The organism is Inquilinus sp. CA228 (genome assembly GCF_052078665.1).
Classification (GTDB): Bacteria; Pseudomonadota; Alphaproteobacteria; order DSM-16000; family Inquilinaceae; genus Inquilinus.
Window position 1 is genome coordinate 68,120 of sequence record NZ_JBQJIK010000012.1, and the last position, 14,505, is coordinate 82,624.

Genomic DNA, 14,505 nt, shown 5'->3' on the forward strand with positions numbered 1-14,505 from the left:
GATCCGCCGCTATCCCTGCACAGAGAAGGCCGGCGCGGCATTCGATGCCTCGTCGACCACACCACGTCCAGCCGGTCCGTCGGCTCGACCACGAATTCCGTTCAGCCGCGCCGCTTCCGCGACCAGCCGTTCCGCCAGCCCGCCGCGAGCGATCGCAGCGTGTACCATGCGGTCCCGGGCAAAGGCCATCCCGAGTGCGTCGGCGGAGAAGATCTCCACAAGTGGCACCGGCCGGACCGCGGCGGCCAGGGCTGCCAGCTTGGCTCGCCCGTCCGCCGCACCGTCCGATGCTGCCAGCAGCACCGCGGCGCGGCCCTCGGCCAGCCACGCATGCACTTTCTCATATCCGGCCACCGCCTGTCCCGCCCGGCGTGCCATCCCGATGAGATCGATGCAGCTCCGATGCAGGAGCGCTTCGACCCGATCGACCAGATCGTCCGGGACGCGGACCGACTGGCGCGCCGCCTTGGCGAACAGGCCCTTGGCCTGGGCCCGACGCAGCGCCTCGCGCTCGGCGGACACCCACAGGCCGCGGCCCGGCAGCCGTTCCGCCAGATCGGGCACGACCTCGCCATCGGGGCCGACGACGAAGCGAATCAGCTCCGCCTTCGACCGCACGGTTCCGGTCGCGATGCAGCGCCGCTCGGGCCCTTCGGCCTCGGGCAGGTCTGCGTCCTCGGGGGAAATGGCGGTCGGGTCGCTCAGGCCTTCTCCTCCTCCTCGAACCAATGCGCCCGCGCCTGCATGATCAGGGCGTTGGCATCGTCGAGGGAAATCGTCTTTTCGCCGAGAATCTCGACCAGCTCGTCGCCGGCCAGGTCCGCCAAATCGTCCAGGGTCTTGACCCCGTTCTCGCCGAGCTTGACCAGGATCGCCGGGGTCAATGCCTCCAGCGCCGCCAGGTCGTCGGCCACACCGAGCTCTTTATACCGCACGGTCAGCTGCCGGTCGCGCTCCTCGAGCCAGCGCAGCGCGCGCTCCTGCAGCTCGCCGGCCACGCCCTCGTCGAAGCCCTCGATCTCCGCCAGCTCGTCGAGCGGCGTGTAGGCGATCTCTTCGACCTGACGGAAGCCCTCGGCCACCAGGAGATGGGCGATGACGTCGTCGACGTCCAGGGCCTCCATGAACAATTCGCTGCGCAGCTTGGTCTCTTCCTGGCGGCGCTCGCTCTCCTCGGCCTCGGTCAGGATGTCGATGTCCCAGCCGGTCAGCATCGAGGCGAGGCGGACATTCTGGCCGCGGCGGCCGATCGCCAGCGACAGCTGGTCGTCCGGCACCACCACCTCGATCCGGTTCTGGGTGTCGTCGAGCACCACCTTGGCCACCTCGGCCGGGGCCAGGGCGTTGACCACGAAGGTGGCGGCGTCCCCGGACCAGGGGATGATGTCGATCTTCTCGCCCTGCAGCTCGCCCACCACGGCCTGGACGCGGCTGCCGCGCATGCCGACGCAGGCGCCGACCGGGTCGATCGAGCTGTCCTTGGAGATCACCGCGATCTTGGCGCGGCTGCCCGGGTCGCGGGCCACCGACTTGATCTCGATGATGCCGTCATAGATCTCCGGCACCTCCATGGCGAACAGCTTGGCCATGAACTGGCCGTGGGTGCGGGACAGGAAGATCTGCGGCCCGCGCGGCTCCTCGCGCACGTCGTAGATGAAGGCGCGGACGCGGTCGCCGACCTTGAAATGCTCGCGCGGCAGCAGCTCGTCGCGGCGGATGACGCCCTCGGCGCGGCCGAGATCGACCGTGACGTTACCGTATTCGACGCGCTTGACCGAGCCGTTGACGATCTCGTCGACGCGGTCCTTGTATTCCTCGAACTGGCGGTGGCGCTCGGCCTCCCGCACCTTCTGCACGATCACCTGCTTCGCCGTCTGGGCGGCGATGCGGCCGAAATCGATCGGCGGCAAGTCGTCGATGACGAACTCGCCGGGCTTCATATGCGGCCAGCGCTTGGCCGCGTCCTTGGCGTCCAGCTGCGTGGCCTCATCCTCGACCGTCTCGACGATCTGGCGGTAGCGGCGCAGCTCGATATCGCCCGACTTGCGGTTGATATGGGCGCGGATGTCGTGCTCGTGGCCGTATTTGGAGCGGCCGGCCTTCTGGATGGCCTGCTCCATCGCGGTCAGCACCTCGTCGCGATCGATGCTCTTCTCGCGGGCCACGACATCGGCAACGTGCAGCAGTTCCATAGCCTTGGGCGTTCCTATGCGTCTTGGGTGTCGGGCTGCGGGGCAGCTGCGGCTGCGGCAGCCTCGGCCTGCTCGGCCTCTGCGGCGGCGGCGTCGATCAGGGCGTCGGTGAGGAGCAGCTTCGCCCGCTGGATCTCGGCGAAGGGCAGCCGCACCGGCTCCTCCCCGATCTCCTCGGACCGCAGCAGCACCGTCTCGCCCTCGACCCCGGCCAGGACACCGCGGAAGCGCTTGCGGCCGTCGACCGGGACCCGCGTCTCGAGCCGCGCCTCGTGGCCGAGGAAGCGCTCATAGTCGACGGGCCGGGTCAGCGGGCGGTCGATGCCGGGGGAGGAGACCTCGAGCGTGTAGGCGGTCTTGATCGGATCCTCGACATCGAGGACCGCCGACACCGCGCGGCTGATCTCGGCGCAGTCTTCCACGGTCATGCCGCGACGGTCGATCCGTTCGGCCATGATCTGAAGCTGCGGCCTGTGCTCGCCGCCGGTCATGAGGACACGCACGACCTCATAGCCCATCGCTTCGAGCGACGGCGCCACGATCGCGCGCACCTGATCCACTTGCGTCATCCTCTCCGGCATTCCCCGCGTCCAGAGCCTTGGAAAGCCGTCACCACAACGAAAAAAGGCGGGCCGCAGCCCACCCTCTCAATCGTTTGACCGAACCATAGTCAAGTCAAACGCTATGGGTAACTGCGGTGATATATAGCGATCCGCCACAGATACGCAACCCGATTCGCCGCAAACATCAAAACCGAGGCCGCGCCGGCACCGACTCGGCGCCCGAAGAGCGGCATGATGGAGGGGCGCGACGAAGGAATAGGGCGACCGAGCTACCGGCTATGCCGCGTCCAGCCCGACATGGACGCGGCGGCCGAGGGCCGTCGCGATGTTCACCAGCGCATCCAGGGAGAAGCGGGAAACCCGTCCGCGCAGCAGGTCGTTGATGCGCGGCTGGGTGACGCCGCAATGGGCGGCTGCCTCGGCCTGCGTCCAGCCTTTCTCCCTGATGATCTCGGCGATCTTCATCATCAGCTCGGCGCGGGTCCGCAGATTGGCCGCTTCCTCGGGCGTGTCGGCGACAGCGTCCCACACGCTGTCGAAGCTCTCGAACTCGGTCATCGGGCACCTCGCACAAGGTCGGTGAAGCAGGACCGGGCCAGCTCGATGTCGCGCCTGCTGGTCGTCTGCATCCTCTTCTGGAAGCAATGCAGAACATAGACAGCTTCGGCCCGTCGGGCGGTGTAGATCACCCGGAAGGTTCCGGAGTCGTCCCACACCCTGATTTCCTCGACGCCTTTACCGATCGACGGCATCGGCTTGAAGTCATCGGGTTGCTGCCCGCGTTGCACCTTGTCCAACTGATAGCCAGCGTCCTGGCGGGCTTCGGCCGGGAACGTACGCAGGCCTTCGAGCGAATCCCCCAGGAAGCGGAGCGACTTCATTCACCGTAGTATATCCAAACGGATATAAGCCGCAACTTCTGGCCTGATGACTCGAGGCCCCGCGCTATCCCCGCGGCCGGCGGCGGAAGCGCAGGTAGTAGGGCCGGCCGTGCAGGGCCTTCTCCTCGTAGCGGGTCGGCGGCCAGTCGGCCGGTCGCTCGCGCCAGTCGGCCGGCCCCTCGGCGGTCCAGGCGAAGGCCGGGTTGCGGCGGACGCGCTCCAGCGACCAGTCCAGGAGCGGCGCGTCGTCGGTGGCGATGCGCAGCTCGCCGCCATCCTGCAGCAGGCGGGCCAGGTCGGCCACGGTGTCGTCCTGGATGAAACGGCGATTGTGGTGGCGCAGCTTCGGCCAGGGGTCGGCGAACAGCAGGAAGAGGCGGCCGACCGAGCCGTCCGGCAGCCGGTCCAGGAGCGGCCGCGCGTCGTCGTGCCAGAGCCGGACCATGTCCAGCCCGTCGCGCTCCACCGCCGCCAGCAGCGTCGCCATGCCGTTGATGAAGGGCTCGCAGCCGATGAAGCCGACATCGGGGTGATGTGCTGCCTGCCAGGCCAGGTGCTCGCCGGCGCCGAAGCCGATCTCGACCCACAGCTCGCGCGGCGGGCGCGGGAACAGGGCGGCCGGGTCCAGTGTGCCGCCCTGCTCGGGCAGCGCCACCGTCAGCTGCGGCAGCAGGGTGTCGATCAAAGCAGCGCGGCCGGCGCGGAGCTTTCGCCCATGGCGCCGGCCGTGGAAGTGGCGGCGCTTTTCGGCGCCGCCGTCGGGTTCGCTCATCGGATCAGAAGGCGGAGCGCAGGTCGTCCACCAGGTCCGTCCGCTCCCACGAGAAGCCGCCATCGGCCTCCGGGTTACGGCCGAAATGGCCGTAGGAGGAGGTGCGGGCGTAGATCGGCCGATTCAGGCCGAGATGGGTGCGGATGCCGCGCGGGCTGAGGTTGACCAGCTGCTGCAGCACGTCGGACAGCTTGTCCTCGTCGACCCGGCCGGTGCCCTGGGTGTCGATGTAGACCGACAGCGGATGGGCGACGCCGATGGCGTAGCTGAGCTGGATCACGCAGCGCTCGGCCAGCTCGGCCGCGACCACGTTCTTGGCCAGGTAGCGCGCGGCATAGGCGGCCGAGCGGTCGACCTTGGTCGGGTCCTTGCCGGAGAAGGCGCCGCCGCCATGCGGGGCCGCGCCGCCATAGGTGTCGACGATGATCTTGCGGCCGGTCAGGCCGGCATCGCCGTCCGGGCCGCCGATGACGAAGCGGCCGGTCGGGTTGACGTAGAAATGCGGCTCGTCGCACATCCAGCCATCCGGCAGGACCGAGAGGACGTAGGGGCGGACGATCTCGCGCACCTCGGCCTGGTCCAGGCCATCGGCATGCTGGGTCGAGACCACGACCGAGGTGGCGGCGACCGGCTTGCCGTTCTCGTAGCGCAGCGAGACCTGCGCCTTGGCGTCGGGGCCGAACTGCGGCGCCTTGCCGGAGTGGCGGGCGTCGGCCAGGCTCTTCAGGATCTGGTGCGAGAACTGGATCGGCGCCGGCATCAGCGCGTCGGTCTCGCGGCAGGCGTAGCCGAACATGATGCCCTGGTCGCCGGCGCCCTCGTCCTTGTTGCCGGCGGCGTCGACGCCGACGGCGATGTCGGCCGACTGCTGGTGCACCAGCACGTCGACCTGGGCGGTGCGCCAGTGGAAACCGTCCTGCTCATAGCCGATGTCGCGCACCGCCTGGCGGGCCGCGTTCTCCAGCAGGTCCGGGGTGATCGAAGCCGGGCCGCGGACCTCACCGGCGATCACCACCCGGTTGGTGGTGGCCAGCGTCTCGACCGCCACCCGGGCCTCGGGATCGGCACCGAGATAGAGATCGACGATGGAATCCGAAATGCGGTCGCAAACCTTGTCGGGGTGCCCTTCCGAGACCGATTCGCTGGTGAAGATGTAGTTGCCTTTGGCCACGTCGAACCCCTGGCTGCCATGAAAGAAGAGAGTGAAAACGTCGTACGGCGGCGACCGGGCTTTTTGGCAGGGGCCACGGGCGCGGTCAAGTGCAGGTGATTCAGCTGTCCTCGCCGCCGGTCTCGTCGGCCCGGGCCCCGGACATGGCCTTGAGCAGATCCAGCACGCGCCGCCGGGTCGCATGGTCCTCGACCCGGTAATAGGCGCGGATCAGCTCCAGCGTCTCGCGGCGCTGCATCGGATCGGGTCCGGCGTCGTAGGGCTCGGCCTCCTCGGCCAGGCCTCGCGCCCCCGCCCCGGTGAGCGGAGGGGCGTCCTCGAAGAAGAAGTCGACCGGCACCTCCAGCACCCGGCTGAGCTGGTGCAGGCGGCTGGCGCCGATGCGGTTGGAGCCGTGCTCGTATTTCTGGATCTGCTGGAAGGTCAGGCCGATCGCCGTCGCCAGCTTGGCCTGGCTGAATCCCAACAGGGTCCGTCGCAGGCGGATGCGGCCGCCGATATGCATATCGAGCGGGCTGGGTTCGTCATTCCGCGGACGACCACGGGGCCGTTTCGGGGCGTCGGGTGCGGCCACGCACTACTCCGCAGCAATTTGCAAGGGGCCGGGTGCGATCGTTTCGCGAGGCGCGCATCCTAATGCGCGAAGCCGGGCAACATCAAGGCAGTCTGGGGGCGGCTGGGAGTACGATCGATCAAGCCCGCCGTCCGATGCGGCCGGCCAGCAGCCCCAGAAGCAGCAGCAGCCAGAAGCCGGCCTCGCCCCAGCGGACATAGGGCGTCTCCGGCAGCGCCGCCGGCAGGGCGGCGTCGAGGATGCCGGCCTCGCCCAGGGCGATCTCGCCCTTGACCCGGCCATAGGCGTCGACCACGCCGCTGATGCCGGTGTTGGCGGCGCGCACCAGCGGCAGCCCTTCCTCGACCGCGCGGGTCTGGGCGATGGCGAAATGCTGGTGCGGCCCGCTGGTGTGCCCGTACCAGCCGTCATTGGTGACGTTCAGCATCCAGCCCGGCCGCGGCGCCGCCGGATCCACCACGGCGCCGGGGAAGATCGCCTCGTAGCAGATCTGCGGGCTGACCGGCGGCAGGCCGGGCAGGTCGATGGTGCGCGGTCCCGGCCCGGGCGAGAAATCGACCGACCCGGCGGTGATCTTCTCGATGCCGAAGGGTGCCAGCAGGTCGCGCAGCGGCACGTATTCGCCGAACGGCACCAGATGCGCCTTGTCGTAGGTGGCCAGGACCGTGCCGGCGCGGTCGACCGCATAGATGCTGTTCCAGGCCTCCAGCGGCTCGGTGCCGTAGGGCGTGGCGCGGGTGGCGCCGACCAGGGCCAGGGCGCCGGGGGGCAGGATCGCGCCCAGCGCCTTCTGCGCCTCGGGCTCCCAGGACAGGGTGAAGGGCACCGCCGTCTCGGACCAGATCACGGCTGTGACGTGCTCGATCCCCGGCGCGGCCGACATCGCCAGCTGCTTGTTGAAGTTCTCGATCCGCTTGTCGCCGGACCATTTGTCGGCCTGGGAGATGTTCGGCTGCACCAGCCGCAGGATCACGCCGGAGACGGGAGTGACGCTGCTCTCACCGGCCAGCCGCAATGCGCCCCAGGCCGCGATCGCCAGGAACAAGGCAATGCCGGCGGCGGTGGCGGTCAGGCCGGTGCGCCGCGGCCCGGCCAGCATCGCCGGCAGGGTGGCGGCGGCGACGGTCAGGACGCTGAGCCCGTAGATGCCGATCACCGAGACGCTCTGCAGCACCGGCAGCCAGCCGACCCAGGTGTAGCCGATCAGGTTCCAGGGGAAGCCGGTCAGGACATGGCCGCGCAGCCATTCCGCCAGGCCCCAGGCGACGGCCAGGGCCAGCGGGCCGCCCCAGCCGGCGCGGCGCAGCCCATGGAAGCCGAGCCCGGCCAGGCCGGTGAAGATCCCGAGCAGCGCCGGCAGCCCGGCGAGGGCGAAGGGGATCATCCAGAAGAAGCGCGGCAGGTCGACGGTCAGCGCCCAGGACACCCAGTACAGGCCGGGCACGAAGAAGCCGAAGCCGAAGGCCCAGCCGGTCAGGAAGGCGGACCAGCCGCTGCGGGCCCCGGCGAGCAGCCAGAACAGCCCGGGAAAGGCCAGCCACAGCAGCGGCGCGGCGTAGAGCGGCGGCACCGACAGGCTGGCCAGCACGCCGAGGCCGATGGCGGCGCCGAATCTGCGCCAGCGGCTCAAGGCTGCGATGCGGGTGGCGAGGCGTTCGATACCGTGGCCGGACAGTGGCCCGGCCGCCGCCTCACGCAGCCTCGGCGCCGTCCTTGCGGCGGATGCGGAGGCGTTTGATCCGGCGCGGATCGGCATCGATCACCTCGAACTCGAACCCCTTGGGGTGGGTCAACAGCTCGCCCCGCGCCGGGATCCGGCCGGCGAGGGCGAAGACGAGGCCGCCGAGCGTGTCGATGTCGTCGCGCTCGCCCTCCTCCAGCACCGCGCCGACCTTGGCCTCGAAGGCCTCGATCGGCAGGCGGGCATCGGCGATCAGCGTGCCGTCCGGCTTCTCGACCAGCTGCGGCGGCTCGTCGATGTCGTGCTCGTCCTCGATCTCGCCGACGATCTCCTCGACCAGATCCTCGATCGTGATCAGCCCGTCGATGCCGCCGAACTCGTCGATCACCAGCGCCATGTGCTGGCGCTTCTCGCGCATCTGCAGCAAGAGGTCGAGCACCGGCATCGACGGTGCGACGATCTGGACCGGGCGCAGGATCTCGGTCAGCGATTTCGGGGCGTCGCCGTCGCCGGCCCGGGCGCGGCTGAGGGCGGCCACCACGTCCTTGACGTGGATCATGCCCAGCGCGTCGTCCAGGTTGTCGCGATAGACCGGCATGCGGCTGTGCGCCTCGCGCGCCAGGATGTCGAGCACCCCGGGCAGGGGCGTGTCGACCTCGACCCCGACGATGTCGGCGCGCGGCACCATCACGTCGATAGCGGTGCGGTCGCGCAGCCGCAGGATGTTGCCCAGCAGCATCCGCTCGTGCCGGGCGATCGAGGCCTCGTCTTCGCCCTCGTCGCCGTCCTCGATCAACTCCCCGATGGTCTCGCGCCAATCCTCCTCGCTCTTGCCGCGCAGCAAGCCCCGCAGCCAGCTTCGCAGCGGGGTCGCGTCGGAGGAGCGGGAAGGTCGACCGGAAGATGTGTCGGACATGGCCTCAGGCAGGTGGGTCGGAATAAGGATCGGTGATGCCGAAGCGGGCGAGGATCGCGGTTTCGATCCGCTCCATTGCCTCGGCCTCGGCATCGGTCATGTGGTCATGGCCCAGCAGGTGCAGGATACCATGGACCACCAGGTGGCGGGCATGGTCTGCGGGGACCTTGCCGTCGCGCTCGGCTTCGGCCAGCACCGTTTCGAGCGCCAGCAGCACGTCGCCCAGCACCAGCGGGGCGCCGGGAAAGTCGGGTTCGTCGGCTTCGGTCAGGGCGAAGGACAGCACGTTGGTCGGCGCGTCCTTGCCGCGATAGTCGCGGTTCAGCCGCTGCACCGTGGCGTCGTCGGCGAACACGACCGACAGCTCGGCCGGGCGGCCGGGTTCGATCGCTGCGCCGGGGCCCGCCCCGGCGGCGACGGTAGCCTCGACCAGCGGCTCGAGGGCCGCGGCCAGCGCGTCCTCGTCGGCGAAGTCGGGGCCGAGCGCCGACCAGCCGGGCGCGTCGATGCTGACGGTAAGGTCGATCACGGCTGCGGCTTCCGGGCGCGGTCCGCCGCCTCATAGGCGCGCACGATGCGCGCCACCAGCGGGTGGCGCACCACGTCGCGGTCGGTGAAGCGGACGACGCGGATGCCTTCGGTCTCGTCCAGGATCTCCAGCGCGTCGACCAGGCCGGATTTGTCGCCGGGTCGCAGGTCGATCTGGCTGATGTCGCCGGTGATCACCATGCGGCTGGCCTCGCCCATGCGGGTCAGCGCCATGCGCATCTGCATCACCGTGGTGTTCTGCGCCTCGTCCAGGATGACGAAGGAATGGGCCAGGGTGCGGCCGCGCATGAAGGCCAGCGGCGCGATCTCGATCACGCCGGTCTCCATGTGCTTGGCCACCTGCTCGGCCGGCAGCAGGTCGTAGAGGGCGTCGTAGAGCGGGCGGAGATAGGGGTCGACCTTCTCCTTCATGTCGCCGGGCAGGAAGCCCAGCCGCTCGCCGGCCTCGACCGCCGGGCGCGACAGCACGATGCGGTCGACCCGGCCGGCGATCAGCATCGACACCGCCTGGGCGACGGCGAGATAGGTCTTGCCGGTGCCGGCCGGGCCGACGCCGAACACCATCTCGCTCTGCCCCAGCGCCTCGATGTATTCGGCCTGGGTCGGCGAGCGCGGGCCGATGCGCTTGCGCCGGGTGACGATGGCGCCGTCAGATCTCAGCAGGGCGTCGCGCAGCGGCGCCCCGTCGCCGGCCGGCGCGTCGCGCACCAGCCGGATCACGCCGTCGATGTCGGCGCCGGTGACGCCCTGGCCCTGGGACAGGCGCTGCCACAGCGTCTCCAGCACCAGCCGGGCCTGCTCCACCGGCTCGGCCGGGCCCTTGATGGTGACGGTGTTGCCGCGCGAGGCCAGCGACACGCCCAGCTGGTGCTCGATCCGCAGCAGATGGGTGTCGTGCTCGCCATACAGCAGCGGCAGCAGCCGGTTGTCGTCGAAGCTGATCTCGGAGCGCTGGGTCGCGGGCTTGGCCCCGGGCTTGGCCCCGGTCCTCGATTGGGCCGACATCAGTCCGGAGTTCTCGGAGTCGCGGGTCACGCCGCCTCCTCCGCATCGGCCAGCATGGCGGAGCCGGTCAGGCTCAGCAGCTTGCCTTCGGTGATGCGGACCGGCTGGACGGTGCCGAGCAGCCGGGCCGGCGCGTCGAGATGCACCGACTGCATCCACGGGCTGCGGCCCTGCAGCTGGCCGGGGCGGCGGCCCTGGCGGTCCAGCAGCACCGGAACCACGCGCCCGGCCATGCCCTGGTTGAAGGCGGCCTGCTGCGCCCACAGCAGCTGCTGCAGCGCCTGCAGCCGCTCGTCCTTCGCCGCCTCGGGCAGCTGGTCGTCCAGCGCCGCGGCCGGGGTGCCGGGGCGGGCGCTGTACTTGAAGCTGTAGGCCTGGGCGAAGCCGATCCCGGTCACCAGCTTCAGCGTGTCGGCGAAGTCGCGGTCGGTCTCGCCCGGGAAGCCGACGATGAAGTCGGAGGACAGCGCCAGGTCCGGCCGGGCCGCGCGCAGCCGGTCGACGGTGCGGCGGTACGAGTCGCCGTCATGCTTGCGGTTCATCGCCGCCAGGATGCGGTCCGACCCGCTCTGCACCGGCAGGTGCAGGAACGGCATCAGCTGCGGCACGTCGCGATGCGCCGCCACCAGCTCGTCGTCGACATCGCGCGGATGGCTGGTGGTGTAGCGGATGCGGTCCAGGCCGCCGATCTCGGCCAGGGCGCGGATCAGCCGGCCCAGGCCCCAGACCGACCCGTCCGGCCCGTCGCCGTGGAAGGCGTTGACGTTCTGGCCCAGCAGGGTGATCTCGCGCGCGCCGGCCGCGACCAGGCGGCGCGCCTCGGCCAGGATCCCGGCGACGTCGCGCGAATATTCGGCGCCGCGGGTGTAGGGCACGACGCAGAAGGTGCAGAACTTGTCGCAGCCCTCCTGCACCGACAGGAAGGCGGACGCGCCCTGGACGGCCTGCTCGCCGGGCAGGTGGTCGAACTTGCTCTCGACCGGGAAGTCGGTGTTGACCAGCGGTCGGCCGGCCTGGCGGTGGGCGCGGGCCACCATCTCCGGCAGCTGGTGGTAGGTCTGCGGCCCGAACACCATGTCGACCCAGGGCGCGCGGCGGGCGATCTCCTCGCCCTCGGCCTGGGCGACGCAGCCGGCGACGGCGACGATCATCGGCTCCTCACCGCCCTTCGCCTGCTTATGCGGGCGCAGCCGGCCGAGGTCGGAGAACACCTTCTCCGTCGCCTTCTCGCGGATGTGGCAGGTGTTGAGGATGACCATGTCGGCCCCCTCGGGGCTGTCGGCCAAGGCATAGCCGAGCGGGGCCAGGATGTCCGCCATACGACCGCTGTCGTAGACGTTCATCTGGCAGCCCCAGGTCTTGATGAACAGCTTCTTGCTGGCTGCGGTGGTCACGCGCGCGGGTCCGATCCGGTCCAGATCTCGATGGAATTGCGATGATAGATCACGGCGGCGCCGTCGAAAATCAAGCATTGCCTCATGCGGCGCGGCGCTGATCGGCCATGTTGTCATCCGCCGCGCCCGGCAGCCGGCCGGCATTGGCGTCGGACACGCCGCCGGCGATGGCGCGCCAGCAATGGTCCGCCAGCGCCTTGCGCGACCGGACATTCTCCAGCGTCACCGGCGGGTGGAAGATCACGGTGATCCTGAGTTGCCCCTGCTTCACCACGTTCCAGAGGTGAGGCACCAGGTCCATGTCGCCGTACCAGGCGTAGATCGGGCGCAGCCGCCGGCCCAGCGGGATGCCGTCCAGCGTGGTGCAGGCCAGCGACACCGGCTGCACGGTCAGCGGCTTGCCGTCGATGCGCAGCCCGGCGGCGGCGAACAGGGCGCTCTTGAACGGCAGGGTGCGGTTGCCGTCGCTCGAGGTGCCTTCCGGGAACAGCACCAGGTTGTCGCCGGCCTCCAGCCGCGACTGCAGGCTGTCGCGCTGCACATCGGCCGACCCCCGCCGGTTGCGGTCGACGAAGACGGTGCGCTGCAGCCGCGCCAGGGCGCCGAAGAACGGCCAGGTGCCGACCTCGGTCTTGGCGACGAAGCTGCCGGGGATCAGCGATCCCAGCACCTCGATGTCGAGATAGGACAGGTGGTTGGAGACGAACAGCGTCGGCGCCGCGGTCGACATCGTGCCGCGGACCTCGACGCCGAGGCCGAGGATGCGGCAGCAGGTCCGGTGGTAGAACACCGGCAGGCTGGTCTGCAGCCGCCAGCCGAAGCGCACGGCCAGGGCCTGTACCGGCATCAGCATGACGGTCCAGGGCACATAGACAGCGAGCCGGGCCATCGCCCGGAGCTTCGACCCGAGACGGGTGCCCGCCATCGCGCCGGTCAGTCCTTGCGGAAGGCCAGGATCGGCCGCTGCTCGCGCTTCAGCTCGTAGTGCTTGAAGTACTTCTCGGTCACCAGGTCGGTTTTGACGATGATGGCGACGTCGGTGGTGCCGAACTGCTCGTCGATCACCGCGCCGTCGCCGACATGGCCGCCAACGCGGAGATAGCCCTTGATCAGCGGCGGCAGGGCCGCGATCGCCTCGCGCTGGTCGATCTCCGCCAGCGGCAGCAGCCGCATGTCGGTGTAGCGTTCCGGCAGGGCCTTGGGCCGCAGCGCCGGCGGTGCCAGATGGTAGTGGTACAGATAGGACAGCGGCAGCTTCAGCGCCTCGGCGTCGACCCCGGGCAGGCTGGCGCAGCCGAACATGATCTCGATGTCATGCTGGAACAGATAGGCGGCGATGCCGCGCCACAGCAGCTGCATGGTGCCGCCCGAGCGATAGGGGCCGGCGACGCAGGACCGCCCAAGCTCCAGGATCCGGCCGGGATGGGCCTCGATCTTGGTGATGTCGTATTCGCTGGCGGAGTAGAAGGCGCCGATCCTGGCCGCCCCGTCGCGCTGGATCAGCCGGTAGGTGCCGACCACGCCCTGGACGCCCTTGCCGCGCGCATGGTCGATCACCAGCAGGTGGTCGGCCACGTCGTCATAGGCGTCGAAGTCCCGGCCGGCGGCCGCCATCTCGGCCGAGGGCTTGGCCGCCATCTCCTGGTAGAAGACGGCGTAGCGAAGCTCCTGGGCCGCCCAAATCTCCTCCTCCGTCTCGGCCAGCCGGACCTCGAGATTGCCTGCGCGCAGGCTGAATCCGTGGTCATCGACGAAGGTTGTGACTGCCATGCTGCGTCCGTCCGCTCTTATTCCCCCGGGGCGCCGCGGCGATTCTCGTGTCACCGCACAAGGCGCTCGCCCAATTATAAAGCAGAACGGTTACAAATGTGCGCTGATTTCGCGGCAGGGCCGAAGCCCTGGCCGGGAGCCGGAAACCGGGCGGTCCGCCGGGCGACGGACCGCCGCGATCCGGGTTCAGTCCCGCCGGGCGCGGGTGCCGAGGCCGATCTGCTTGGCCAGCCTGCTGCGCTGCTTGGCGTAGTTCGGCGCCACCATCGGATAGTCGGCCGGCAGGCCCCAGCGATCGCGATACTCGTCCGGGGTCATGTTGTAGGCCGTCTTCAGATGCCGCTTCAGCATCTTCAACTGCTTGCCGTCCTCGAGACAGATGATGTAGTCCGGCGTCACCGACTTCTTGATCGGAACCGCCGGCTGGGGCTTCTCCGCGATCGGCGTCGGCTCAGTCCCGAGACCATTGAGCGCGCGAAAAACGTGCTCGATCAGGCCCGGCAGGTCGGAGATCGCAACGGTATTGTTTCCTACATGTGCCGCGACGATTTGGCTCGTAAGGTTCATCAAATCGTTGGACGGCGTTTCATTGCTCATGTTCATACTCCCGCGGCACGAGTGTTGGGTATATAAGTCGCCCAGTACTGGACTGCAACACGAATCGCCTCGAAAATCGAGAAAGCGTCATGAGCAACGAGCCACCGGTCCGGACTCTCGATGTAACGGCGGAGGTCTGCCCTTTCACTTTCGTCAAAACCAAGCTGCTGCTGGAAGATATGAAGCCCGGCGAAGTGGCGGAAATACGGCTGAACGCGGGTGAGCCGCTGATCAATGTTCCGCGCTCGGCGACGGAAGGCGGCCATCGCGTGCTGTCGGTCAAGCCCGAGGATGCCGGCGAGACCCGCTGGCTGGTGCGGATCGAGCGCGGCCCGAAGGGCTGATCGCGGGCGGTTCCGTCCGGGATTTCTCTACACAAGCGTGTAGTTGACTTTTATTTTACGCCCTGTCACGTCGAAGCTTCCCGCCCGAGGAGGACA

At 69.3% G+C, this 14,505-nt stretch carries 17 protein-coding genes; 1 reads left to right on the forward strand and 16 read right to left on the reverse strand.

The window, feature by feature from the left end:
• Positions 1-9 precede the first annotated feature (9 nt).
• The 16 genes from ACTOWL_RS07960 to ACTOWL_RS08035 form a co-directional block, all read right to left on the reverse strand.
• The gene (locus ACTOWL_RS07960) at positions 10-729 is read right to left on the reverse strand and encodes an RNA-binding protein (protein ID WP_441320670.1); all 720 of its coding nucleotides are present in this window, start codon (positions 727-729) and stop codon (positions 10-12) included.
• Complete coding sequence (gene nusA / locus ACTOWL_RS07965; protein ID WP_441320671.1) at positions 702-2,192, reverse strand: transcription termination factor NusA; 1,491 nt, start codon at positions 2,190-2,192, stop codon at positions 702-704. Before nusA ends, ACTOWL_RS07960 begins: the two co-directional genes overlap by 28 nt.
• Before the next feature lie 14 nt (positions 2,193-2,206).
• Complete coding sequence (gene rimP, locus ACTOWL_RS07970) at positions 2,207-2,761, reverse strand: ribosome maturation factor RimP (RefSeq protein WP_441320672.1); 555 nt, start codon at positions 2,759-2,761, stop codon at positions 2,207-2,209.
• A gap of 270 nt (positions 2,762-3,031) precedes the next feature.
• Positions 3,032-3,313: a helix-turn-helix domain-containing protein gene (locus ACTOWL_RS07975; RefSeq protein ID WP_441320673.1), complete on the reverse strand. Its 282-nt coding sequence runs from the start codon at positions 3,311-3,313 to the stop codon at positions 3,032-3,034.
• Complete coding sequence (locus tag ACTOWL_RS07980; RefSeq protein WP_441320674.1) at positions 3,310-3,636, reverse strand: type II toxin-antitoxin system RelE/ParE family toxin; 327 nt, start codon at positions 3,634-3,636, stop codon at positions 3,310-3,312. Before ACTOWL_RS07980 ends, ACTOWL_RS07975 begins: the two co-directional genes overlap by 4 nt.
• 64 nt (positions 3,637-3,700) lie before the next feature.
• Positions 3,701-4,408, reverse strand: coding sequence for a tRNA (guanine(46)-N(7))-methyltransferase TrmB (gene trmB, locus ACTOWL_RS07985; RefSeq protein WP_441320675.1), 708 nt, complete (start codon positions 4,406-4,408; stop codon positions 3,701-3,703).
• Between the two features lie 4 nt (positions 4,409-4,412).
• Positions 4,413-5,579, reverse strand: coding sequence for a methionine adenosyltransferase (gene metK / locus ACTOWL_RS07990; RefSeq protein WP_441320676.1), 1,167 nt, complete (start codon positions 5,577-5,579; stop codon positions 4,413-4,415).
• A gap of 100 nt (positions 5,580-5,679) precedes the next feature.
• A complete protein-coding gene (locus tag ACTOWL_RS07995) occupies positions 5,680-6,084 on the reverse strand; it encodes a helix-turn-helix domain-containing protein (RefSeq protein ID WP_441320719.1) in 405 nt (134 codons plus the stop codon).
• Positions 6,085-6,271: 187 nt separating this feature from the next.
• Entirely contained in the window at positions 6,272-7,783 is a 1,512-nt protein-coding gene (lnt, locus tag ACTOWL_RS08000) for an apolipoprotein N-acyltransferase (RefSeq protein WP_441320677.1), read from the reverse strand.
• 61 nt (positions 7,784-7,844) lie between these two features.
• Positions 7,845-8,750, reverse strand: coding sequence for a hemolysin family protein (locus ACTOWL_RS08005; RefSeq protein WP_441320678.1), 906 nt, complete (start codon positions 8,748-8,750; stop codon positions 7,845-7,847).
• Between the two features lie 4 nt (positions 8,751-8,754).
• The gene (ybeY, locus tag ACTOWL_RS08010) at positions 8,755-9,279 is read right to left on the reverse strand and encodes an rRNA maturation RNase YbeY (protein ID WP_441320679.1); all 525 of its coding nucleotides are present in this window, start codon (positions 9,277-9,279) and stop codon (positions 8,755-8,757) included.
• Complete coding sequence (locus ACTOWL_RS08015; RefSeq protein WP_441320680.1) at positions 9,276-10,334, reverse strand: PhoH family protein; 1,059 nt, start codon at positions 10,332-10,334, stop codon at positions 9,276-9,278. Before ACTOWL_RS08015 ends, ybeY begins: the two co-directional genes overlap by 4 nt.
• Positions 10,331-11,647 (reverse strand): tRNA (N6-isopentenyl adenosine(37)-C2)-methylthiotransferase MiaB, encoded by a 1,317-nt coding sequence (gene miaB / locus ACTOWL_RS08020; protein ID WP_441320720.1) that lies wholly within the window; start codon positions 11,645-11,647, stop codon positions 10,331-10,333. Before miaB ends, ACTOWL_RS08015 begins: the two co-directional genes overlap by 4 nt.
• Positions 11,648-11,780: 133 nt before the next feature.
• A complete protein-coding gene (locus tag ACTOWL_RS08025) occupies positions 11,781-12,587 on the reverse strand; it encodes a lysophospholipid acyltransferase family protein (protein WP_441320681.1) in 807 nt (268 codons plus the stop codon).
• A gap of 44 nt (positions 12,588-12,631) precedes the next feature.
• Entirely contained in the window at positions 12,632-13,468 is an 837-nt protein-coding gene (locus ACTOWL_RS08030; RefSeq protein ID WP_441320682.1) for a GNAT family N-acetyltransferase, read from the reverse strand.
• 186 nt (positions 13,469-13,654) lie between these two features.
• Positions 13,655-14,065, reverse strand: coding sequence for a MucR family transcriptional regulator (locus ACTOWL_RS08035; protein WP_441320683.1), 411 nt, complete (start codon positions 14,063-14,065; stop codon positions 13,655-13,657).
• An 89-nt stretch (positions 14,066-14,154) separates the two neighbouring features.
• Here ACTOWL_RS08035 and ACTOWL_RS08040 point away from each other — a divergent pair, with 89 nt between their 5' ends.
• Positions 14,155-14,409: a sulfurtransferase TusA family protein gene (locus ACTOWL_RS08040; protein ID WP_441320684.1), complete on the forward strand. Its 255-nt coding sequence runs from the start codon at positions 14,155-14,157 to the stop codon at positions 14,407-14,409.
• Positions 14,410-14,505: the final 96 nt, after the last annotated feature.